The sequence below is a fragment of the Enterobacter sp. MGH85 genome (assembly GCF_001037655.1).
Classification (GTDB): domain Bacteria; phylum Pseudomonadota; class Gammaproteobacteria; order Enterobacterales; family Enterobacteriaceae; genus Enterobacter; species Enterobacter intestinihominis.
The window spans coordinates 2464143-2484338 of sequence record NZ_KQ089925.1; the positions used below are offsets into that span (position 1 = coordinate 2464143).

Consider the following 20196-nt stretch of genomic DNA (forward strand, 5'->3'; position numbering starts at 1 on the left):
TTCAGAACTGAATGACGGTAATAAATAAAGTTAATGATGATAGCGAGGGTTATTTTAGTGGTGTTGACGGGAATTTTTTTGTCATTCAGTGCTGTACTCTTTTTTAAGTTAGTCTTTTGAATTTTATAGGATATATTTTTGTTTTGATTATCCGTGCTATATTTTTAAACTTTTGATGCTTTGTGAAAGTTCCTTGAAATTTACATATTGAAACATCTTGATGGTAAAGTGAAACATCTTCAAAGTTTTCGTATCATATTCCTGTTGGATTATTCTGCATTTTTGAGGAGAATGAACTTGCCGACTGGTTAAGAGGGTTGACCAGTAAGCAGTGGTAAATAATAAAGCATATAACAGAGGGTTAATAAAATGAAAGTTAAAGTACTGTCCCTCCTGGTACCAGCTCTGCTGGTGGCAGGCGCAGCAAATGCGGCTGAAATTTATAACAAAGACGGCAACAAATTAGATCTGTACGGTAAAGTGGATGGCCTGCACTATTTCTCTGATGACGACAGTGCAGACGGCGACCAGACCTACATGCGTCTGGGCTTCAAAGGCGAAACTCAGGTTAACGACCAGCTGACCGGTTACGGCCAGTGGGAATACCAGATCCAGGGTAACTCTGGTGAGAACGAAAACAACTCATGGACGCGTGTGGCGTTCGCAGGTCTGAAATTCGCTGATGCGGGTTCATTCGACTACGGTCGTAACTACGGCGTTGTTTACGATGTGACTTCCTGGACCGACGTTCTGCCGGAGTTCGGCGGCGATACCTACGGTTCTGACAACTTCATGCAGCAGCGTGGTAACGGCTTCGCGACCTACCGTAACCAGGACTTCTTCGGTCTGGTTGATGGTCTGAACTTCGCGTTGCAGTACCAGGGTAAAAACGGCAGCCCAAGCGGCGAAGGCCAGACCAACAACGGTCGTGACGCGCTGCGTCAGAACGGTGACGGCTACGGCGGCTCTCTGACTTACGATCTGGGCGAAGGCTTCGCACTCGGTACGGCAGTCACCAGTTCTAAACGTACTGCTGACCAGAACGCTGCGGGCTACTACGGTGAAGGCGATCGCGCAGAGACCTACACCGGTGGTCTGAAATACGACGCGAACAACATCTACCTGGCTGCACAGTATACTCAGACTTACAACGCGACCCGCGTTGGCGATCAGGGCTGGGCTAACAAAGCGCAGAACTTCGAAGTGGTTGCTCAGTATCAGTTCGACTTCGGCCTGCGTCCATCCGTGGCTTACCTGCAGTCTAAAGGTAAAGACATCGAAAACTATGGCGATCAGGATATCCTGAAGTATGTTGACGTGGGTGCGACTTACTACTTCAACAAAAACATGTCCACCTATGTTGATTACAAAATCAACCTGCTGGATGAAAATGACTTCACCCGTCAGACAGGTATCGGTACTGACGATATCGTCGCGCTGGGTCTGGTTTACCAGTTCTAATTGCTCATACAGCGACAAAGGGGCCATCAGGCCCCTTTTTTCATGCTTTTTTAGGGTCTTCAAATACGCTGTTTTAGTGTACTCTTGCCGCCCTGGCATGAGGATAATAACCAATGGATATGACTTTTTTACGCGCCAGCGTTCTGGCGACTTTTTTACTCCTGACCGCGTGTGACTCTTCTACACAGCCCGCAAAAATCGACGCACCCGCCGCGACGGTGCTGGAAGGGAAAACCATGGGGACCTTCTGGCGCGTCAGCGTGATGGATATTGATAAGTCCCGCGCTGAAGAACTACGCGGTAAAATTCAGGCGCAGCTGGATGCCGACGATCAGCTACTCTCTACCTATAAAAATGACTCAGCGCTGATGCGTTTCAATCGCTCCAGCAGCACCTCGCTGTGGCCGGTGAGCGAAGCAATGGCCGATATCGTCACGGAAGCCATGCGCGTGGGCTACAAAACCAACGGCGCAATGGATGTGACCGTTGGGCCGCTGGTGAACCTGTGGGGATTTGGCCCCAACAAGCAGCCGGTGACCACACCCGATCAAGCCGCCATCGACGACGCCCGCGCGCGTACAGGGTTACAGCATCTGGCGGTGATCTCCCAGTACGGTCAGCAATACCTGCAAAAAGACATTCCCGACCTGTTTGTGGATCTCTCCACGGTAGGCGAGGGGTATGCTGCGGATCATCTCGCGGCCCTGATGGCGCAGGAAGGTATTCCCCGTTATCTGGTTTCCGTCGGGGGCGCGCTCGTCAGCCGGGGCATGAACGCCAGCGGCAGGCCGTGGCGAGTGGCCATCCAAAAACCAACCGATCAGCAGAACGCGGTGCAGGCGATTGTCGACATCAACGGGCACGGTATCAGCACCTCCGGAAGCTACCGCAACTATTACGAGCTGGATGGCAAACGTATCTCGCATGTGATTGATCCGCAAACCGGACGCCCGATTACCCACAACCTGGTGTCCGTGACGGTGATAGCGCCAACTGCGCTGGAAGCCGACGCCTGGGATACCGGATTGATGGTGCTCGGCACGGAGAAGGCCAAAGAGGTGGTGCGTCAGGAAGGGCTGGCCGTTTATATGATCACCAAAGAGGCTGACGGGTTTAAAACCTGGAGTTCACCGCAGTTCAACAGCTTCCTGGTGAGCGAAAAAAATTAAAAAGCAAGGTTGCGGGTTTTTGTTCGATGGCGTTCAGGCAAGCTGAGCGTATGCTTGTAAGAGGAGCCGATGATGAAAAACACAACCTATCTTACCGATGAGGATCGCTGGCAGGCTGTTCTGGCCCGCGATCCGCGTGCGGATAACCAGTTTGTCTTTGCCGTGCAGACGACCGGCATTTATTGTCGTCCGTCCTGCCGTGCCCGCCACGCGCTGCGTAAAAATGTCTGCTTTTATCCTGATGCTCACCAGGCCGCGCAGGCGGGTTTCCGCCCCTGTAAGCGCTGTAGGCCGGACCAGGTCGACCCTATGGCGCAGAAAAAGGCCAACGTTGCGCTGGCCTGCCGACTGCTTGAGCAGGATGCCGCGCTGAACCTGGAGGCCCTGGCGCAGCAGGTTGGCATGAGTCCGTTCCATTTCCACCGCTTGTTTAAATCCGTCACCGGCATGACGCCGAAAGCATGGCAGCAGGCTGCGCGTGAACAACGCCTGCGTAGCCTGCTTGCACAGGGCGGTAAAATCACCGACGCCGTACTGGCCGCTGGCTTCCCGGACGGCAGCAGCTACTACCGTAAAGCCAACGGCGCGCTGGGCATGACGGCGAAACAGTACCGTAACGGAGAGGCTGCGGTCCGCTATGCCATCAGCGACTGCTCGCTGGGCCACTGTCTGGTGGCGGAAAGCGAGCGCGGGATCTGCGCAATACTGCTGGGTGATGACGACGCCGGGCTGACGGCTGAGCTGCTCTCACTGTTTCCGCTTGCCGTCCGTGAACCGATGGAAGGCGCATTTGCCGGGCGTGTTCGTCAGGTGATTGCCTCTGTCGACAGCCGCGCGACGCCGTTGACGTTACCGCTGGATATCCGGGGTACCGCTTTCCAGCAGCAGGTCTGGCAGGCGCTGCGGGCTATCCCCTGCGGTGAAACGGCGAGCTATCAGCAGGTGGCGAAGGCCATTGGTAAACCCAATGCCGTACGTGCCGTGGCGGGGGCCTGCGGAGCCAACAAACTGGCGATAGTTATCCCCTGTCACCGCGTGGTGCGTAACGACGGTGCGCTGTCGGGTTATCGCTGGGGCGCAGCGCGTAAGGTGCTATTGTTGAAACGTGAGGCGAACAACCCGGAGGGATAATGCTCGATCTTTTTGCTGATGCTGAACCCTGGCAGGAGCCGCTCGCGCCGGGGGCGACGATCCTGAGACGTTTTGCGCTTTCCCGCGCGGCGGCGCTGTTCGACGGTATTGATACCGTCACCGCCCGTTCGCCGTTTCGCCATATGGTCACGCCGGGCGGGTATACCATGTCCGTGGCGATGACCAACTGCGGCGAACTGGGATGGGCGACGAATGAGCGGGGCTATGTATATGCCGCGAACGACCCGCTGACGGATCGGCCGTGGCCGCCGATGCCGGAGGCGTTTCAGGCGCTGTGTCACGATGCCGCCGTCGCGGCCGGCTATCCTGATTTTCGTCCCGATGCCTGTCTGATCAACCGCTATGCCGTCGGGGCAAAGCTCTCCCTGCATCAGGATAAGGACGAGCCTGACCTGCGCGCGCCGATTGTCTCGGTATCCCTTGGGCTGCCCGCTGTCTTTCAGTTTGGCGGCCTGCGGCGCAACGACCCGCTCAAACGGCTGATGCTGGAGCATGGCGATGTGGTGGTCTGGGGCGGTGAATCACGGCTTTTTTATCACGGTATTCAGCCGCTTAAAAATGGCGATCACCCGGTGGCGGGGGCGTTTCGCTACAACCTCACGTTCCGCCAGGCAGCGTACAGAGAATAAAAATAAGAATTATTCTTGATGTGTGTGAAAGGCAGTTTACACTGCTGGCTGATTTTTCTTGTCCGGATTGCTCTGCATGCAACTACTTCTTCTTGTCTGGCGGCAGTATCGCTGGCCTTTTATCGCGGTGATGGCGCTAAGCCTTGCCAGCGCGGCGCTGGGGATCGGCCTGATTGCCTTCATTAACGTGCGTTTGATCGAAATGGTCGACACGTCACTCTCCGTCCTGCCGGAATTTCTGGGTTTACTGCTGCTGCTGATGGCAGTCACGCTCGGGTCACAGCTGGCGCTGACCGCGCTCGGCCACCACTTCGTTTTCCGTCTGCGCAGCGAGTTCATCAAACGGATCCTTGATACTCAAGTGGAACGCATCGAACAGCTGGGAAGTGCTTCTCTGCTGGCGGGGCTGACCAGCGATGTGCGCGCCATTACCATCGCCTTTGTGCGCCTGCCGGAGCTGGTGCAGGGGATCATCCTGACCTTTGGCTCGGCAGCCTATCTCGCCTGGCTCTCCAGCAAAATGCTGGCGGTAACGGCGCTGTGGATTGTTATTACCATCTGGGGCGGGTTCCTGCTGGTATCACGCGTCTATAAGCACATGGCGGTGCTGCGCGAAACGGAAGACAAGCTCTATAACGATTATCAGACAGTGCTGGAAGGGCGCAAAGAGCTGACGCTGAACCGCGAGCGCGCCGAACATATCTTCAACCATCTCTATATCCCGGATGCGCACGAATATCGTCATCACATTATTCGCGCCGATACGTTCCACCTGAGCGCCGTGAACTGGTCCAACATCATGATGCTGGGTGCCATTGGCCTGGTGTTCTGGATGGCGAACAGCCTGGGGTGGGCGGATACCAACGTGGCGGCAACGTACTCCCTGACGCTGCTGTTTTTACGCACGCCGCTGCTGTCGGCCGTTGGCGCACTGCCGACGCTGCTGAGCGCACAGGTGGCCTTCAAAAAGCTGAAGAAGTTCGACCTTGCGCCGTTTAAGTCTGAGTTCCCGCGCCCGCAGGCCTTTCCGAACTGGCAAACGCTTGAGCTGCGTAACGTGACCTTCCGCTATCAGGATAACGCCTTCTCCGTGGGGCCGATAAATCTGACCATTCACCGCGGCGAACTGCTGTTCCTGATCGGCGGTAACGGCAGCGGCAAATCCACGCTGGCGATGCTGCTGACGGGCCTCTACCAGCCGCAATCAGGCGAAATTTTGCTGGATGGCAAAGCGCTGAGCGCGGAGAAACCGGAGGACTACCGCAAGCTCTTCTCGGCGGTATTTACCGACGTCTGGCTGTTCGACCGGCTGCTGGGCCCGGAAGGGCAGCAGGCGGATCCGGCGCTGGTGGAGAAGTGGCTTGCGCATCTGCAAATGTCACACAAGCTGGAGCTACAGGATGGCAAAATCCTGAATCTCAAGCTGTCGAAAGGGCAGAAGAAGCGCGTGGCGCTGCTGCTGGCGCTGGCCGAAGAGCGCGACATCATCCTGCTGGATGAATGGGCCGCCGATCAGGACCCGCACTTCCGTCGCGAGTTCTATCAGGTCCTGCTGCCGCTGATGCAGGCGATGGGGAAAACCATTTTTGCCATCAGCCATGACGATCACTACTTCATTCACGCCGACCGTCTTTTGGAGATGCGCGACGGCAAACTGAGCGAGCTGACCGGCGATGAGCGCGATGCGGCGTCACGGGACGCGGTGGCGCGCACGGCCTGATTGCAATTGTGCCGGGTGGCCCCCGGCACACTCATTTTTCATATATGCCGTTTTTTTCTCCATCCCGACCCGCCGTTTATTCTTATTTACATATCCCCGCGCTATGCTTAACGCCAACTCATTTAATGGATTTATGATTGATGTCGGTATTAAAGAAAAACAGCGCCAGGCAGCGTGACCAGGAGCGTGCGCGGCTCATCTGGCTCCTGACGACCGATAAAGCGGTCACGTCAACGTTATTGGGTAAGCTAACCCTGGCTGAGCAATATGATGTCGGCACGCTGGCCGACGATATTGCTGAGGTAGGTGCGCTGGTTGCACATTTACCACCTCCGGATCTGGCGGACACCCTGGAGGCATTGCCTTCCGAGGAGCGCCACGCCCTGTGGCGGCTGGTGCAGGATCATGAGCGCGGTCAGGTGCTGCTTGAAGCCTCGGAAAACGTCTGGGATGACCTTATCGATGAGATGAGCGATCGGGACATTCTTGACGCCCTGCAAACGCTGGATATCGATGAGCAGATTTACCTCGTTCAGCATCTTCCGCGCAACCTGACCGGACGCCTGCTGGCTTCCCTGCCTGCCGAGGAGCGGGCGCGCGTGCGTCAGGTGATGCACTACGAGAAAAACAGCGTCGGCGCGATCATGGAGTTTGGCGTCATCACCGTGCGTCCGGACGTCACCCTGGGTACGGTGCAGCGCTATCTTCGTCGCCTGGGCAGTATGCCGGACAACACCGATAAACTGTTCGTCACCTCGCGGGATAAGACCCTGCTCGGGGAGCTGGAGCTTAAAACGATCCTGCTGAACAGCACCCAGCAGCGGGTAAGTGAGGTCATGGAAACCGAGCCGATGGTCTTCTCGCCGGAAGACGATGCCGAAAAAGCCGCGCGTACCTTCGAACGTGATGACCTGGTGAGCGCGGCGGTGGTGGATTCGGTGGGCAAGCTGATGGGGCGTCTGACCATTGATGAGATCGTTGACGTGGTCTATGAAGAGACCGATAACGACCTGCGTGCCCTTGGCGGTATCAGTGCCGAAGACGATGTTCATGCCTCCGTCGGCAAGGCCGTCAAAACCCGCTGGGCGTGGCTCGCCATCAATTTATGCACCGCGTTCGTGGCGTCCCGCGTTATTGACGGCTTCGAACATACCATTTCCCAGCTGGTGGCCCTGGCGTCGTTGATGCCGATTGTGGCGGGGATCGGCGGGAACACCGGCAACCAGACTATCACCATGATCGTTCGCGCCCTGGCGCTGGAAAACATTCAGCCGGGTAATTTTTCGTGGCTGATTTTCAGGGAGATGGGCGTCGCGCTGATTAACGGCCTTGTCTGGGGCGGCATCATGGGCGGCATTACCTGGTGGCTGTACGATGATATGGCGCTGGGCGGGGTCATGATGCTGGCGATGGTGCTGAACCTGCTGGTGGCGGCGATGATGGGCGTGATTATCCCGTTGACCATGACCCGGCTGGGGCGCGACCCCGCGGTGGGGTCGAGCGTGATGATCACCGCCATTACCGATACCGGCGGTTTCTTTATTTTTCTTGGACTGGCGACGATTTTTCTTCTGTAGCCAGTGCTTTTTGCTTAAGTCGGGCAGGGAGGATGAACATCATCACAATCCCGCCCAGCACGCCAATCGCCAGGTTGCCGGTGGAAACCGTTGCCACAACCGTCACCAGCATCACGACGGTTTCAGCCACCGGCGCGTTTTTCAGCGTTCCGGGCTGAACGCTATGCCAGCTAAAGGTCTTGACGGCCACAATGGCCATAATACCCGCCAGTACCGCCATCGGGATTTTGGCCATCACCTCGCTGAGCGCCGTAACCAGCACAAGCAGTACGATACCCGCCGCAAGGGTGGAGATACGGCTTCTGCCTTTCCCCATCTCCACGTTAACGATGGTCTGCCCAATCATCGCGCAGCCCGCAATGCCGCCGTAGAACCCGGCCATAATATTCCCCACGCCCAGACCGATGCTCTCGCGGCGCTTGCTTGAAGGGGTAACGGTCAGTTCATCCACCAGTTTTGCCGTCAGCAAGGATTCCAGCAGGCCAACAAAAGCGATACTTAGCGCACACGGCCAGATAATGCTCAGGGTTTCCAGATTGAGCGGCACCAGCAGTTGCGTAAAGCCCGGCAAACCGCCGCTCATGGAGCCTTCATCCCCTACCGTTGGCAGGATTTGCCCGCTGGTGACGGTGAACAAAGTCAGCAGCACAATGGCAATCAGCGGGGAGGGCACGCTTTTGATATAGCGTGGCACCCACAGCACAATCAGCAGCGTCAGCACGAACAGGCCTACTATCAGCGGGCTTCGGCTCCAGAAATGGGGCACCTGGGCAAAGAAAATCAAAATGCCAAGGGCGTTAACAAACCCGGCCATCACCGACTGGGGAATAAAGCGCATTAGCCGCGCCATTCCCAGCGCGCCGAACAGGATCTGAATCACGCCAGCCATCACCACCGCGGGCAGAATGTACTGTACGCCGTGTTGATGGACCATCGGGCCAATCACCAGCGCGACGGAACCGGCCGCCGCCGTCACCATGGCCGGACGCCCGCCGAGCAGGGAAAGGGCGAAACAGAGCACCACGGAGGCGATAAGGCTCACTTTCGGATCCACGCCCGCGACCACGGAAAACGAAATCACTTCCGGGATCAGCGCCAGCGCGGTAATCACGCCGGCCAGGGTTTCGCGCATCAGACGTTGAGGCGAACGTAAAACGGTGGCGACATGGCCTTCTTGGGGTACAGACGAGTGAGGTAATGACATAACAATTCGCTGGTAGGGGCAGGCTTCCGTGCGCGCGATCACAAAGTGCAGCATCATAGCCAGGAAAATCGTCGGGTGCCAGCCTGTATGCCAAAACCCTACAAACAATCCATCATTAAATTTCACAATTACAATAATTTCGTAACCTTTAAACAATATTTAAAAGTTGCTACCGTGCCACCGCAGCGTGTTTCACCTGTAATTTCTACGCATCAAGCACTATTCAACTAAGGCATAAATGATGAAAAAAATGACTGCCGTGCTCTTTTCTCTGGCCGTGGGGCTGAACGCCGTCTCGCTGGCGGCGAAGGCTGACGCACCAAAAGAGCAGGAAACGGATGTCCTTTTAATTGGTGGCGGCATCATGAGCGCCACGCTGGGCACATATCTTCAGGAATTAGAGCCGAACTGGTCCATGACGATGGTCGAGCGCCTTGATGGCGTGGCGCAGGAAAGCTCTAACGGCTGGAATAACGCCGGGACGGGGCACTCGGCACTTATGGAACTGAACTATACGCCGCAGAAAAAGGACGGTTCCATTAGTATCGAGAAGGCGGTAGAGATCAACGAAGCGTTCCAGATCTCACGTCAGTTCTGGTCTCACCAGGTGAACAGCGGTGTGTTGCACAATCCGCACTCCTTCATCAACACCGTTCCGCACATGAGCTTTGTGTGGGGCGATCAAAACGTCAACTTCCTGCGTGCGCGTTACGCTGCCCTGCAACAGAGCACGCTTTTCCGCGGGATGAAATACTCTGAAGATCACGCTCAAATCAAAGAGTGGGCGCCGCTGGTTATGGAAGGCCGCGATCCGAACCAGAAAGTGGCGGCGACCCGCACTGAAATTGGTACTGACGTTAACTACGGTGAAATCACCCGTCAGCTGGTGGCCTCTCTGAAGAAAAAAGAGAACTTTAACCTGCAACTCAGCTCCGAAGTGCGTGGTTTCAAGCGCAACGCGGATAACAGCTGGAGCGTGACCGTTGCCGATCTGAAAAACAACGAAGCCGAGCATGTGATTAAGGCGAAGTTCGTGTTTATCGGTGCTGGCGGCGCGGCGCTGAAACTGTTGCAGGAGTCCGGTATTCCGGAAGCGGACGACTACGCCGGCTTCCCGGTTGGCGGCCAGTTCCTGGTGTCGGAAAACCCTGAAGTGGTTAACCGTCATCTGGCTAAAGTGTACGGTCAGGCTTCTGTTGGTGCACCACCGATGTCCGTTCCCCATATCGACACCCGTATGCTGGACGGTAAGCGCGTGGTGCTGTTCGGGCCGTTCGCTACATTCTCTACCAAGTTCCTGAAAAACGGTTCCCTGTGGGATCTGCTGAGCGCGACCACGACGTCAAACGTCAAGCCAATGATGGACGTGGGACTGGATAACTTCGATCTGGTGAAATACCTTATTAGCCAGGTGATGCTCTCTGATGAAGAACGCTTCGAGGCGCTGAAAGAGTACTATCCGCAGGCGAAGAAAGAAGACTGGCGTCTGTGGCAGGCGGGTCAGCGCGTGCAGATCATCAAACGCGATCCGAAAGAGGGCGGCGTGCTGCGTCTGGGTACCGAAGTAGTAAGCGATAAGGATGGCACTATTGCCGCGCTGCTGGGAGCATCCCCGGGGGCGTCTACCGCTGCGCCAATCATGCTACACCTGATGGAAAAAGTGTTTAAGGACAAAGTATCCAGCCCGGAATGGCAGGCGAAGCTGAAAACCATTATTCCATCCTACGGTACGAAGCTGAACGGTAACGTTGACGCCACGGAACAAGAGCTGGAATACACCAGTCGCGTTCTGCAACTGCAATACGTCAAACCGCAGGCTGCGGATGCTGCGCCACAGGCAGAGCTGAAGCCTCAGGCGGAAAACAAGCCGGTTGCGGATATCGCGCTGTAAGGTAAACGCAAAACGGTAACATCCGTTACCGTTTTTCGTGTTTTCTCCCTCTCCCACCGGGAGAGGGTTGGGGTGAGGGCACCAGAACGCACCCTTTCCAGGTCGGGTAAGCGTGAGCGCCACCCGACTTATTTTTAACGAACTACTGCTTGTTCTACCGTCTCATCCGCCTTCCATACGCGATATTTCACATCCACGTTTTCCGGCGTATAAACGACAATCGGCAGCTTGCTGTTATAGCGCAGCAGGCTGTTATCACCCAGATAGGCGGTGATAAATTTCTTCTCTTTCTTGCCGTCCGGGCACGCCATCATGGTGGAGACTGGCGAGGTTACTTTGTCGAAGACATAGTAGTCATAACCCCAGCCTTCCAGCGTTTTGCTTTCCAGTTGGCCGCCCAGACGATGCTGGTTGCAGTCCACTTCCAGCGTCTGGCCGATTAACAGCTCGACTTTGAAATTCCCTTCATTCTGCTGAGCCGGGAGCTGAATTACCTGGCGCTTCATCCCTTTGTCCGCTTGCGGATACGGGGCAACTTTTTCCAGCGGCTGCTCTTTTGGGGTTTCGCTGGCGAAAGCGCTGGTGCTCGCGCACGCAGCGGCGATAAGGGCGATGGCAAATTTAGGTGCGTTTTTCACTGTCATTCCTTTTTGTTAAAACGATCCCGGAAAGACTAACATAATGTATGTGAATGGTTGGCGTAATTTACTCACATTTTCATTTTAAACGGATTAAAGCACTGCTTTTATGCTCTTTTATTGGTGTTTAATGCTGTGGTGGAGTCGGTGCAGAGATCGTGTTATTTTACGCGTTAATTATTGTTATTCATCTGTAAAGGGAGAAGAGATGGTACGGGAAAAACTGAAGACACCTGAAGGCCGCAAGTTCCTGCTGGCGTTACTGGTTGTGTTTATGATTGCTGCTGCATGCGTGGGGCGAGCAACCATTGTCGGCGTGATCGAGCAGTACAACATCCCGCTCTCTGCGTGGACAACCAGCATGTTTGTCCTGCAATCAGCGATGATCTTTGTTTACAGTCTGGTGTTCACCGTCCTGCTGGCGATTCCGCTGGGGATTTTCTTTCTCGGTGGGCGTGAGAAGCACTAAGCATTGTGCATGCGAAGACAGGCAATAAAAAACCAGCCATAAGCGGCTGGTTTTTTTGTGTAGTTTTGGTCGGCACGAGAGGATTTGAACCTCCGACCCCCGACACCCCATGACGGTGCGCTACCAGGCTGCGCTACGTGCCGACGCATAAAAGGAATACTACTCGATTCCTTTTTGATTGCAAGGGGGAAGCAACGCTAACTGATTCATAAATAATCAGTTAGCGATAAAGCGCTTCTCGTCTGTCAGTACCTGCAACAGCAAGCTGAGCTGCGGTTTCTGGTCTTTCAGCTTCTCACCTTCGAGGCTGTACGTCTGGTAATTGCCGTTGCTGTTCAGCACAAGGGACAGCGTCGGCGTGGTCACCACCAGCGTGTTTTCGCCAGCAGCCGTGACCCAGTTATGACGCCGCGTGGCGCTAAAGAGGTCTTGTCCCTGCGAGTATTCAATTGCCGGCGTGCTAACGTGCAGCAGCCGCTGCATTAACGTGGTCATGACGTCTTTATGGTCGGTCAGCATGTTGATGCGTTGCGCGGGAGTGCCCGGCCAGTGGATCACCAGCGGGACATGCAGGTTCGGGCGCGACCAGTCCATGCCCTTCGCTTCGTCGCCGAGCGGCACGCCATGCCCCGCCGTGATAATGACGACCGTATTGTCCAGCTTGCCCGCGTCGCGCAGGGCGGTCAGCACGCGAGCGATCTGCGCATCGACATCACCCGCCGCACGGCTATAGCGGCGCGCGAAGCCTTTCTGATTGCTGTCATCAAGATTTGTGCCGTTAAACGCAACCCAGGAGAACCAGCGGTTATCTTCCTGTGCATAGCGCTTCAGCCAGTCTATCCACTGGTCAGCAGTCCGATCGTCAGACTGGCTCTGCGCGGCTGGCAGTGAGAAATCAGACAGCAGCGCCTGGCGGTACAGCGAGCTGTTGAAACCATCAGAGGCGAACAGCCCCAGCTGGTAGCCCTGCTGATTAAGCCCGGTAATCAATGCAGCCGGAATACGGGCCGACAGCACGCCGTCCATATAGCTCGGTGAAATGCCGTAGAACAGACCGAAAATACCCGCGTCGGTCGAATTACCGGAACTCATATGCTGAGTGAATACGATGTTGTTCTCAGCGAATTCAGCCAGGGCAGGCATTTGCTTCTCATAGCGAGAATAGTTCAGGCCATCGACGGTAATCAGCAGCACGTTCTGACCGCGCCCCATGTCGCGATATTTCAGATCGCTCAGGGGATACTGCACGCTGACCGCTTCCGGATTACCCTGTTCGACCAGACGACGCTGATACTCCTGCGCGTCCAGCAGACCGTGTTTTTCAAGGAAACGACGTGCCGTCATCGGATAGGAGAGCGGCAGATTCGCGCGCTGCATGGTAATCGGGCGGTAGAAGTTCGCATCTGCCCAGATATACATCAGGTGCGAACCGATAAATGAGGCGAAAAAGAGCGCCGCGACGGGCTTCGCATAATGTCGGCGTCGGGTCAGGCTGCGGAGCTTTTGCCAGCTCCACGTCGCGAACAACATTTCGATCAGCAGGATAATCGGCACGCTGATAAACATCAGCTGCCAGTCGCGGGCGGTCTCGTTCTGATCCGGGTTAATCACCAGCTCCCAGACGACAGGATTCAGGTGCAGGTGGAACCGGGTAAAAACTTCGCTGTCGATAAGCAACAGCGTCATGCCCGCCGTCGCAAGAATGGCGGACAGGAAGCGCATCAGCCGCTGCGACATGACGATAAACGTCAGTGGGAACAGGATCAGCAGATAGGTGGCGAAGACCAGAAAGCTAAAGTGACCAACAAGGCTCATCCACGAGTAGATACGCCCGGTTAACGTGGTTGGCCAGTCCGCCACAAACAGATAACGGCAGCCGAGCACCATCGCCAACAGAATGTTGAACAGGGCAAACCAGTGCCCCCAGCTGACCATCTGGGAGACTTTTTCACGGTAGCGCTGACGATTCGTCACCATAAACTGTTGTTCGTTTCCCTTAGTGTGCCTGGTCGTCGCTAACGGATGACTGCAAAGCCTGGGCGAAAGATTTGGCGATCGCCTGACGCTGAGCCGGAGCAACGCTGGTATTGATCAGGTTGGTAACCATATTTCCCAAAACCATCAGGGAGAGATCGGTTGGCGTTTTATGTTTTTCCAGTACGTTGACCAGCTCACTGAGCAGTTGTTCAACGTGTTCGTCACTGTAGCGGGAATGTTGTGGCATAAATCAAAATCAGTTTGTTGAGAGAAGGGCGACATATTACCGTAGCAACAGCTTTTTTTCCCCTTTTTTATCTTCTGTTGCACACATGCGTTGGTGGTGGTTGAATACCGCCCGGTCTAAAAGGAGAGTTTATCATGAGTCTGGAAATCAACCAGATTGCCTTGCACCAGCTTATCAAGCGTGATGAGCAAACCCTTGAAGTGGTGCTACGCGATTCGTTACTGGAACCAACGCCTACCGTTGTCGAGATGATGGCGGAGTTGCATCGCGTCTACAGCGCGAAAAATAAAGCCTATGGCTTGTTCAGCGAAGAGAGCGAGCTGGCGGATAGCCTGCGCCTGCAACGTCAGGGCGAAGAGGATTTCCTGGCATTCAGCCGCGCTGCAACCGGCCGTCTTCGTGACGAACTGGCGAAATATCCCTTCGCCGATGGCGGTATCGTCCTGTTCTGCCACTACCGCTATCTGGCGGTAGAGTATCTGCTGGTCACCGTGCTGAATAATTTAAGCAGCATGCGTGTGAACGAGCAGTTGGATATCAGCTCAACGCACTATCTGGATATCAACCATGCGGATATTGTGGCGCGTATTGATTTAACCGAATGGGAAACCAATCCGGAATCGACGCGCTACCTGACCTTCCTTAAAGGCCGCGTGGGCCGCAAAGTGGCCGATTTCTTTATGGACTTCCTCGGTGCCAGTGAAGGGCTGAACGCCAAAGCGCAGAACAAAGGTCTGCTCCAGGCGGTGGATGACTTTACCGCTGAGGCGCAGCTGGATAAATCTGAGCGTCAGACCGTGCGTCAGCAGGTTTACAGCTACTGTAACGAGCAGTTACAGGCCGGGGAAGAGATTGAGCTGGAGTCGCTGTCCAAAGAGCTGGCGGGCGTCAGCGAAGTCAGCTTCCAGGAATTTACCGCGGAAAAAGGCTATGAGCTGGAAGAGAGCTTCCCGGCGGATCGCAGTACGCTGCGTCAGCTGACGAAATTTGCCGGTAGCGGCGGTGGGTTAACCATTAACTTTGATGCCATGCTGCTCGGGGAACGTATCTTCTGGGATCCGGCGACCGACACGCTGACCATTAAAGGCACGCCGCCGAATCTGCGCGATCAGCTCCAGCGTCGCACCTCAGGCGGTAAGTAGCGGCCATAAAAAAACCCCGCAGAAGCGGGGTTTTTCTCGACAGGTTTGCGATTACGCGCGAACGAAGTCGATGTGAGACAGTTTTGGCTTGAACGGGTGACGCTGAACAGCCTGAACTTTCACTTTTTCTTCTTTACCGCCAACAACGATGGTCAGAACTTCGCTGTAGAATTCAGCTTTGTTCTGCATGTTCCACACTTTGTCGTGATCCAGTTCGATTGCAACTGGAGCAGCTTCGCCACCGTAAACGATAGCCGGGAACTTGTTAGCGTTACGCAGGCGGCGGCTCGCACCCTTACCCTGCACGTTACGTACTTCTGCTTCGATAGTGAACATTGATTTCTCTCTGTATTTAAAACCCTGCTACAGGCGACCCAGCAGCAGGTGAGTGTTCTGCCTCACGGATGTGAAGCGGGCGGCATTTTATACTCAAATGGCTCGCGCATCAACGAAAAGTCCCGTTAACCGCGCAATTCGTTTGCCCGGCGAAAGCGTCCTTCATAGTCAAAGACCTTCTCACGCACCTGCCAGAACTGCCCTTTTTTACGGGCGACAACAAAATCAGGATGGCGCAGCAGCGCCTGCTGGCGCACGATATCGGCAACGGTTATCCAGCGCAGCGGCACGCCGGGCGTGCGGGTATGCGGGCGGATAAAGAGCTGTTCGAACGCGGTGCGCTGGGCGGGCGTCTGGACCCTGAACCGCTCGCTGACGTCTGCGCCGTCCTCGTCGTAATAGGTAATCTTTAGCCACTCGCCTTTTTCATCCGCACCGGGCTGTAAGACCATGCCGGAACAGCGCAGCACCAGCGCATCTTTCAGCTTCAGCGCCGCTTTCAGCATGTCATCCGGGTCGACCAACACCGTGTCACACTCCCGACAGCGGCGGGCAGCGATATCGTTCTCGGCGTTGCACTGCGGGCAGTTTTTGAAGCGGAAGCGGAAATCACACTGTTCGCGATGGCCTTCATCGTCTTCAAACCAGCCCTGACAGCGGCGGCCAAAATGTTCGATCAGCGTGCCGTCGGCGGTAGTTTTGCCCCAGAAAGTGTTGGCAAACCCGCAGGCCGGACAAAACACCTGTACCGGCACGTTGTCGCTCTTGCCTTTTGGCGTGCCCACTTCCGGGGAGTAGAGATCGTGCGGATTACCGGCATAATCGAGGATCAGACAGTCGGTTTTGCCCGGTGCCAGGCGCAGGCCACGGCCGACAATCTGCTGGTACAGGCTGACGGATTCGGTCGGGCGAAGAATCGCAATCAGGTCAACGTGCGGGGCGTCAAACCCGGTGGTTAATACGGAGACATTCACCAGGTAGCGGAACTGCTGGGCTTTGAAAGCCTCAATCAGGCTGTCGCGCTCCGGCCCGGGGGTTTCACCGGTAATTAACGCCGCGTCGTTGGTGGGCAGAAGCCCCGTGATTTCACGCGCGTGTTCGACGGTAGCAGCAAAAATCATCACCCCTTTGCGCGTTTGCGCAAACTCTTCAATCTGGCTGATGATATGCGGCGTGATCCGCTTCTGTTTTTTCAGCTCATGGTTAAGATCCGCCTCGCTGAACAGCCCGTTGCTCTGCGCCTGTAAGCGGCTGAAATCGTACTGCACGACCGGCATATCCAGCCGCTCCGGTGGCGTCAGATAGCCATGCTTGATCATGTAGCGCAGCGGAAGCTCATAGATACAGTCGCGGAACAGGGCCTTTTCATCGCCACGCACCATGCCGTGATAATGAAACTGATAAATCCAGCCCTTGCCCAGACGAAATGGCGTGGCGGTCAGGCCAAGCAGGCGTAAGTGAGGGTTCACCTCTCTCAGATGAGTGAGGATTTGCTGATACTGGCTGTCGTCGTCATCGCTGATGCGGTGACACTCATCGACAATCAGCAGGGAAAACTCGCTGCGAAACAGGTCCAGGTTGCGCGCAACGGACTGTACGCTGCCAAACACCACTTTCCCGTGGCTCTCTTTGCGCTTCAGCCCGGCGGCAAAAATATCGGCCTCCAGGCCGAGCGCGCAATATTTGGCGTGGTTTTGCGCCACCAGCTCTTTTACGTGCGCCAGCACCAGCACGCGCCCGCGAGCCAGGCGCGCCAGTTCGGCAATCACCAGGCTTTTACCGGCTCCGGTCGGGAGCACGATGGCAGCGGGTTCCCGGTGCTTGCGAAACCAGGCGAGGGTGGCATCAACGGCTTCTTGCTGATAGGGGCGTAGTGTGAACGTCATGGCTTCTCTATTCAGTTAACTCGCATATAGTATGCCACGAAACTTTTTCCCTTGAGTGGCGCAACCAGACCATTATACTGAACTGTTTCTGACTGCTTCTTTTTCGGACGCGTAGTCCGACTTCCAGCACCATTAAGGCTAAAAAGATTTCATGCGACTTGATAAGTTTATCGCTCAGCAACTCGGCGTAAGCCGCGCTATTGCCGGGCGTGAAATTCGCGCCAGCCGCGTAACCGTGGACGGCGACATTGTGAAAGACAGCGCTTTTAAACTCCAGCCTGACCACCAGGTGGAGTATGACGGCAACCCGCTGACCCAGCAGAATGGCCCGCGCTACTTCATGCTCAACAAACCGGAAGGTTACGTCTGTTCAACGGACGATCCGGATCACCCGACGGTGCTCTACTTCCTCGACGAACCTGTGGCGCACAAGCTGCATGCGGCAGGGCGACTGGATATTGATACCACCGGCCTGGTGCTGATGACCGATGACGGTCAGTGGTCGCACCGCATCACCTCCCCGCGCCATCACTGTGAGAAAACCTATCGGGTGACACTTGAGTCGCCGGTCTCGGATGACACGGCAGAGCAATTCGCGAAAGGCGTTCAGCTGCATAATGAAAAAGATCTGACCAAACCGGCGGTGCTGGAAGTCATTACCCCAACGGACGTCCGTCTGACCATCAGTGAAGGCCGCTACCACCAGGTGAAACGGATGTTTGCCGCCGTGGGCAACCACGTTGTGGGGCTGCATCGTGAACGTATCGGCGCGATTGAACTCGATCCAGACCTGGCGCCAGGGGAATATCGTCCGCTGACGGAAGAAGAGATTGCCAGCGTCGGGCTGCTTTCACGCTAAATTCAGGAGAACCCTGTGACCACCAGGCCACACTCGTCGTTTAAAATCGTATTTATCCTTGGCCTGTTGGCCATGCTGATGCCGCTGTCTATCGATATGTATCTGCCCGCGCTGCCGGTGATTTCCGCGCAGTTTGGCGTACCGGCAGGCAGCGCACAGATGACGCTCAGCACCTACATTCTTGGTTTTGCGCTCGGCCAGCTCTTTTATGGCCCAATGGCAGACAGCCTGGGGCGCAAACCCGTTATTCTGGGCGGGACGTTGATATTTGCCGCAGCGGCGGTGGCCTGCGCGCTGGCGCAGAGTATCGATCAGCTGATCGTGATGCGTTTCTTCCATGGCCTGGCTGCGGCTGCGGCAAGCGTGGTGATTAACGCGCTGATGCGCGACATCTACCCGAAGGAAGAGTTCTCACGCATGATGTCGTTCGTCATGCTGGTCACAACCATTGCGCCGCTGGTCGCCCCCATGGTAGGCGGGGCGGTGCTGGTGTGGTTCAGCTGGCATGCGATTTTCTGGATCCTGGCGATTGCCGCGCTGCTGGCCTCGGTGATGATCTTCGTCTTTATCGATGAAACGCTGCCGGTCGAGCGCCGTCAGAAGTTTCACGTCCGCACCACGCTTGGCAACTTTGCCTCGCTGTTTCGCCATAAGCGCGTGCTGAGCTATATGCTGGCCAGCGGCTTTAGCTTTGCCGGGATGTTTTCGTTCCTGAGCGCGGGGCCGTTTGTGTACATCGAACTGAACCATGTGTCACCCCAGCACTTTGGTTACTACTTCGCGCTGAATATCGTGTTCCTGTTTGTGATGACCATTATCAACAGCCGCTTTGTCCGGCGGGTCGGGGCGCTGAATATGTTCCGCGCCGGGCTGTGGATCCAGTTCGTGATGGCTATCTGGCTGGTATTGAGCGCATTGTTGGGCGTAGGTTTTTGGGCGCTGGTGGTGGGCGTGGCGGCGTTTGTTGGCTGCGTCTCGATGGTCTCATCCAACGCGATGGCGGTGATCCTCGACGAATTCCCGCATATGGCGGGCACCGCCTCGTCGCTGGCAGGGACGTTCCGTTTCGGGATTGGCGCGATTGTCGGGGCGCTGCTCTCAATGGCGACGTTTAATACTGCCTGGCCGATGCTGTGGGCGATTGCCCTCTGCGCGACTTGCTCCATCCTCTTCTATCTTTACGCCAGCCGGCCCCGTAAGACGGCGCATAAATGAGCACTTAAGGCCCGAAACGGGCCTTTTTGTTGACCCATATCAACCAACCCTCGGTTCGTTTACCCGGTGTTTGTTTCTTTTATGTAAAATCTATTTATGTAAAAAGTCACATCATTGTATTTAAAAAGGTTGAGTTAGATCGCAGAAACGGGTACATATAGCGCCGACGCGAGCCTGCAACGCCTATAAAATCCGCTAAACAGTGCAGGTTGGCGATGATGTGTTACTATAAATGTAAATAAATTGTGAAGTAAATTTGCTTCCGGGGATCTGAACGTGAATACATTACAACTCTCCATTGTCCATCGCTTGCCCCAGAGCTATCGCTGGTCGACGGGTTTTGCAGGTTCGAAAGTTGAACCGATTCCGCAAAGCGTTGCCGGGGAGGATAATTGTCTGGTGGCGCTCAAGCTGCTTAGCCCGAGCGATGAAAATGCGTGGCCGGTTATGGAACGTCTCAGCCAGGCGCTGACGGACATCGAAGTAGACAGCTCCGTGCTGGAATGCGAAGGTGAGCCGTGCCTGTTTGTTAACAGCCAGGATGAATTTGCTGCGACCTGCCGTCTGAAAAACTTCGGCGTGGCGATTGCCGAACCGTTCTCCGGTCAATATCCTTTCTGAGTG

18 protein-coding genes and 1 tRNA gene are annotated in these 20196 nt (G+C 55.7%); 12 read left to right on the plus strand and 7 right to left on the minus strand.

From position 1 onward, the window contains the following. Nucleotides 1–369: 369 nt before the first annotated feature. The 6 genes from SK51_RS11710 (at nucleotide 370) to mgtE (ending at nucleotide 7708) form a co-directional block, all read left to right on the plus strand. Nucleotides 370–1461, plus strand: a complete 1092-nt coding sequence (locus tag SK51_RS11710; protein WP_023306624.1) for a porin OmpC — start codon at nucleotides 370–372, stop codon at nucleotides 1459–1461. A 113-nt stretch (nucleotides 1462–1574) separates the two neighbouring features. Further along, nucleotides 1575–2630: an FAD:protein FMN transferase ApbE gene (gene apbE, locus SK51_RS11715; RefSeq protein WP_023300605.1), complete on the plus strand. Its 1056-nt coding sequence runs from the start codon at nucleotides 1575–1577 to the stop codon at nucleotides 2628–2630. 72 nt (nucleotides 2631–2702) lie between these two features. Beyond that, nucleotides 2703–3761 (plus strand): bifunctional DNA-binding transcriptional regulator/O6-methylguanine-DNA methyltransferase Ada, encoded by a 1059-nt coding sequence (gene ada / locus SK51_RS11720; RefSeq protein WP_023300604.1) that lies wholly within the window; start codon nucleotides 2703–2705, stop codon nucleotides 3759–3761. Then, nucleotides 3761–4411, plus strand: coding sequence for a DNA oxidative demethylase AlkB (gene alkB / locus SK51_RS11725; protein ID WP_023300603.1), 651 nt, complete (start codon nucleotides 3761–3763; stop codon nucleotides 4409–4411). Before ada ends, alkB begins: the two co-directional genes overlap by 1 nt. 76 nt (nucleotides 4412–4487) lie before the next feature. Then, entirely contained in the window at nucleotides 4488–6131 is a 1644-nt protein-coding gene (locus tag SK51_RS11730) for a multidrug ABC transporter permease/ATP-binding protein (RefSeq protein ID WP_023306623.1), read from the plus strand. Nucleotides 6132–6271: 140 nt separating this feature from the next. Continuing rightward, the gene (mgtE, locus tag SK51_RS11735; protein WP_006811337.1) at nucleotides 6272–7708 is read left to right on the plus strand and encodes a magnesium transporter; all 1437 of its coding nucleotides are present in this window, start codon (nucleotides 6272–6274) and stop codon (nucleotides 7706–7708) included. On the opposite strand, the gene SK51_RS11740 is transcribed toward mgtE, so the two are convergent. Then, entirely contained in the window at nucleotides 7671–8966 is a 1296-nt protein-coding gene (locus SK51_RS11740) for a SulP family inorganic anion transporter (RefSeq protein WP_047353265.1), read from the minus strand. The genes mgtE and SK51_RS11740 overlap by 38 nt on opposite strands. A 187-nt stretch (nucleotides 8967–9153) precedes the next feature. Here SK51_RS11740 and mqo point away from each other — a divergent pair, with 187 nt between their 5' ends. Next, nucleotides 9154–10803 (plus strand): malate dehydrogenase (quinone), encoded by a 1650-nt coding sequence (gene mqo, locus SK51_RS11745; protein ID WP_032622479.1) that lies wholly within the window; start codon nucleotides 9154–9156, stop codon nucleotides 10801–10803. 134 nt (nucleotides 10804–10937) lie between these two features. On the opposite strand, the gene eco is transcribed toward mqo, so the two are convergent. Further along, entirely contained in the window at nucleotides 10938–11447 is a 510-nt protein-coding gene (gene eco, locus SK51_RS11750; RefSeq protein WP_048206719.1) for a serine protease inhibitor ecotin, read from the minus strand. Between the two features lie 202 nt (nucleotides 11448–11649). On the opposite strand from eco, the gene SK51_RS11755 reads away from it, so the two are divergent. Further along, nucleotides 11650–11910, plus strand: a complete 261-nt coding sequence (locus tag SK51_RS11755) for a DUF2534 family protein (RefSeq protein WP_006811332.1) — start codon at nucleotides 11650–11652, stop codon at nucleotides 11908–11910. A gap of 66 nt (nucleotides 11911–11976) precedes the next feature. On the opposite strand, the gene SK51_RS11760 is transcribed toward SK51_RS11755, so the two are convergent. The 3 genes from SK51_RS11760 to SK51_RS11770 all read right to left on the minus strand — a co-directional run bounded on the left by SK51_RS11760 (nucleotide 11977) and on the right by SK51_RS11770 (nucleotide 14134). Further along, a tRNA-Pro gene (locus SK51_RS11760) sits at nucleotides 11977–12053 on the minus strand. 73 nt (nucleotides 12054–12126) lie between these two features. Further along, on the minus strand, nucleotides 12127–13887 hold the full coding sequence (yejM, locus tag SK51_RS11765; RefSeq protein ID WP_022648735.1) for an LPS biosynthesis-modulating metalloenzyme YejM: 1761 nt from the start codon (nucleotides 13885–13887) through the stop codon (nucleotides 12127–12129). 19 nt (nucleotides 13888–13906) lie between these two features. Further along, nucleotides 13907–14134 carry a YejL family protein gene (locus SK51_RS11770; RefSeq protein WP_001135586.1) on the minus strand — a complete coding sequence of 76 codons (228 nt, stop codon included), beginning with the start codon at nucleotides 14132–14134 and terminating at the stop codon, nucleotides 13907–13909. 134 nt (nucleotides 14135–14268) lie between these two features. On the opposite strand from SK51_RS11770, the gene yejK reads away from it, so the two are divergent. Then, on the plus strand, nucleotides 14269–15276 hold the full coding sequence (gene yejK, locus SK51_RS11775) for a nucleoid-associated protein YejK (protein ID WP_017693031.1): 1008 nt from the start codon (nucleotides 14269–14271) through the stop codon (nucleotides 15274–15276). 51 nt (nucleotides 15277–15327) lie between these two features. Here yejK and rplY read toward each other — a convergent pair whose 3' ends face one another. Both rplY and SK51_RS11785 read right to left on the minus strand, forming a co-directional pair. Next, a complete protein-coding gene (rplY, locus tag SK51_RS11780; RefSeq protein ID WP_022648733.1) occupies nucleotides 15328–15612 on the minus strand; it encodes a 50S ribosomal protein L25 in 285 nt (94 codons plus the stop codon). 125 nt (nucleotides 15613–15737) lie between these two features. Next, nucleotides 15738–17498 carry a DNA repair helicase RadD gene (locus tag SK51_RS11785; protein WP_022648732.1) on the minus strand — a complete coding sequence of 587 codons (1761 nt, stop codon included), beginning with the start codon at nucleotides 17496–17498 and terminating at the stop codon, nucleotides 15738–15740. A gap of 151 nt (nucleotides 17499–17649) precedes the next feature. Between SK51_RS11785 and rsuA the strand changes: the two genes are divergently transcribed. From rsuA to SK51_RS11800, 3 genes are all read left to right on the plus strand, one after another. Further along, nucleotides 17650–18357 carry a 16S rRNA pseudouridine(516) synthase RsuA gene (gene rsuA / locus SK51_RS11790; RefSeq protein ID WP_022648731.1) on the plus strand — a complete coding sequence of 236 codons (708 nt, stop codon included), beginning with the start codon at nucleotides 17650–17652 and terminating at the stop codon, nucleotides 18355–18357. Between the two features lie 15 nt (nucleotides 18358–18372). Continuing rightward, nucleotides 18373–19572, plus strand: a complete 1200-nt coding sequence (locus SK51_RS11795; RefSeq protein ID WP_022648730.1) for a Bcr/CflA family multidrug efflux MFS transporter — start codon at nucleotides 18373–18375, stop codon at nucleotides 19570–19572. Between the two features lie 276 nt (nucleotides 19573–19848). Beyond that, the gene (locus tag SK51_RS11800) at nucleotides 19849–20193 is read left to right on the plus strand and encodes a YejG family protein (RefSeq protein ID WP_003859372.1); all 345 of its coding nucleotides are present in this window, start codon (nucleotides 19849–19851) and stop codon (nucleotides 20191–20193) included. The last annotated feature ends 3 nt before the right edge of the window (nucleotides 20194–20196 follow it).

What these genes read in the sequence shown, in the direction of transcription:
- SK51_RS11740 (WP_047353265.1), bottom strand. Translation starts at nt 8,966, where the DNA reads ATGCTGCACTTTGTGATCGCGCGCACGGAAGCCTGCCCCTACCAGCGA.
- apbE (WP_023300605.1), top strand. Translation starts at nt 1,575, where the DNA reads ATGGATATGACTTTTTTACGCGCCAGCGTTCTGGCGACTTTTTTACTC.
- eco (WP_048206719.1), bottom strand. Translation starts at nt 11,447, where the DNA reads ATGACAGTGAAAAACGCACCTAAATTTGCCATCGCCCTTATCGCCGCT.
- mqo (WP_032622479.1), top strand. Translation starts at nt 9,154, where the DNA reads ATGAAAAAAATGACTGCCGTGCTCTTTTCTCTGGCCGTGGGGCTGAAC.
- SK51_RS11710 (WP_023306624.1), top strand. Translation starts at nt 370, where the DNA reads ATGAAAGTTAAAGTACTGTCCCTCCTGGTACCAGCTCTGCTGGTGGCA.
- SK51_RS11730 (WP_023306623.1), top strand. Translation starts at nt 4,488, where the DNA reads ATGCAACTACTTCTTCTTGTCTGGCGGCAGTATCGCTGGCCTTTTATC.
- rplY (WP_022648733.1), bottom strand. Translation starts at nt 15,612, where the DNA reads ATGTTCACTATCGAAGCAGAAGTACGTAACGTGCAGGGTAAGGGTGCG.
- rsuA (WP_022648731.1), top strand. Translation starts at nt 17,650, where the DNA reads ATGCGACTTGATAAGTTTATCGCTCAGCAACTCGGCGTAAGCCGCGCT.
- yejM (WP_022648735.1), bottom strand. Translation starts at nt 13,887, where the DNA reads ATGGTGACGAATCGTCAGCGCTACCGTGAAAAAGTCTCCCAGATGGTC.
- SK51_RS11785 (WP_022648732.1), bottom strand. Translation starts at nt 17,498, where the DNA reads ATGACGTTCACACTACGCCCCTATCAGCAAGAAGCCGTTGATGCCACC.
- SK51_RS11755 (WP_006811332.1), top strand. Translation starts at nt 11,650, where the DNA reads ATGGTACGGGAAAAACTGAAGACACCTGAAGGCCGCAAGTTCCTGCTG.
- SK51_RS11770 (WP_001135586.1), bottom strand. Translation starts at nt 14,134, where the DNA reads ATGCCACAACATTCCCGCTACAGTGACGAACACGTTGAACAACTGCTC.
- yejK (WP_017693031.1), top strand. Translation starts at nt 14,269, where the DNA reads ATGAGTCTGGAAATCAACCAGATTGCCTTGCACCAGCTTATCAAGCGT.
- mgtE (WP_006811337.1), top strand. Translation starts at nt 6,272, where the DNA reads ATGTCGGTATTAAAGAAAAACAGCGCCAGGCAGCGTGACCAGGAGCGT.
- alkB (WP_023300603.1), top strand. Translation starts at nt 3,761, where the DNA reads ATGCTCGATCTTTTTGCTGATGCTGAACCCTGGCAGGAGCCGCTCGCG.
- ada (WP_023300604.1), top strand. Translation starts at nt 2,703, where the DNA reads ATGAAAAACACAACCTATCTTACCGATGAGGATCGCTGGCAGGCTGTT.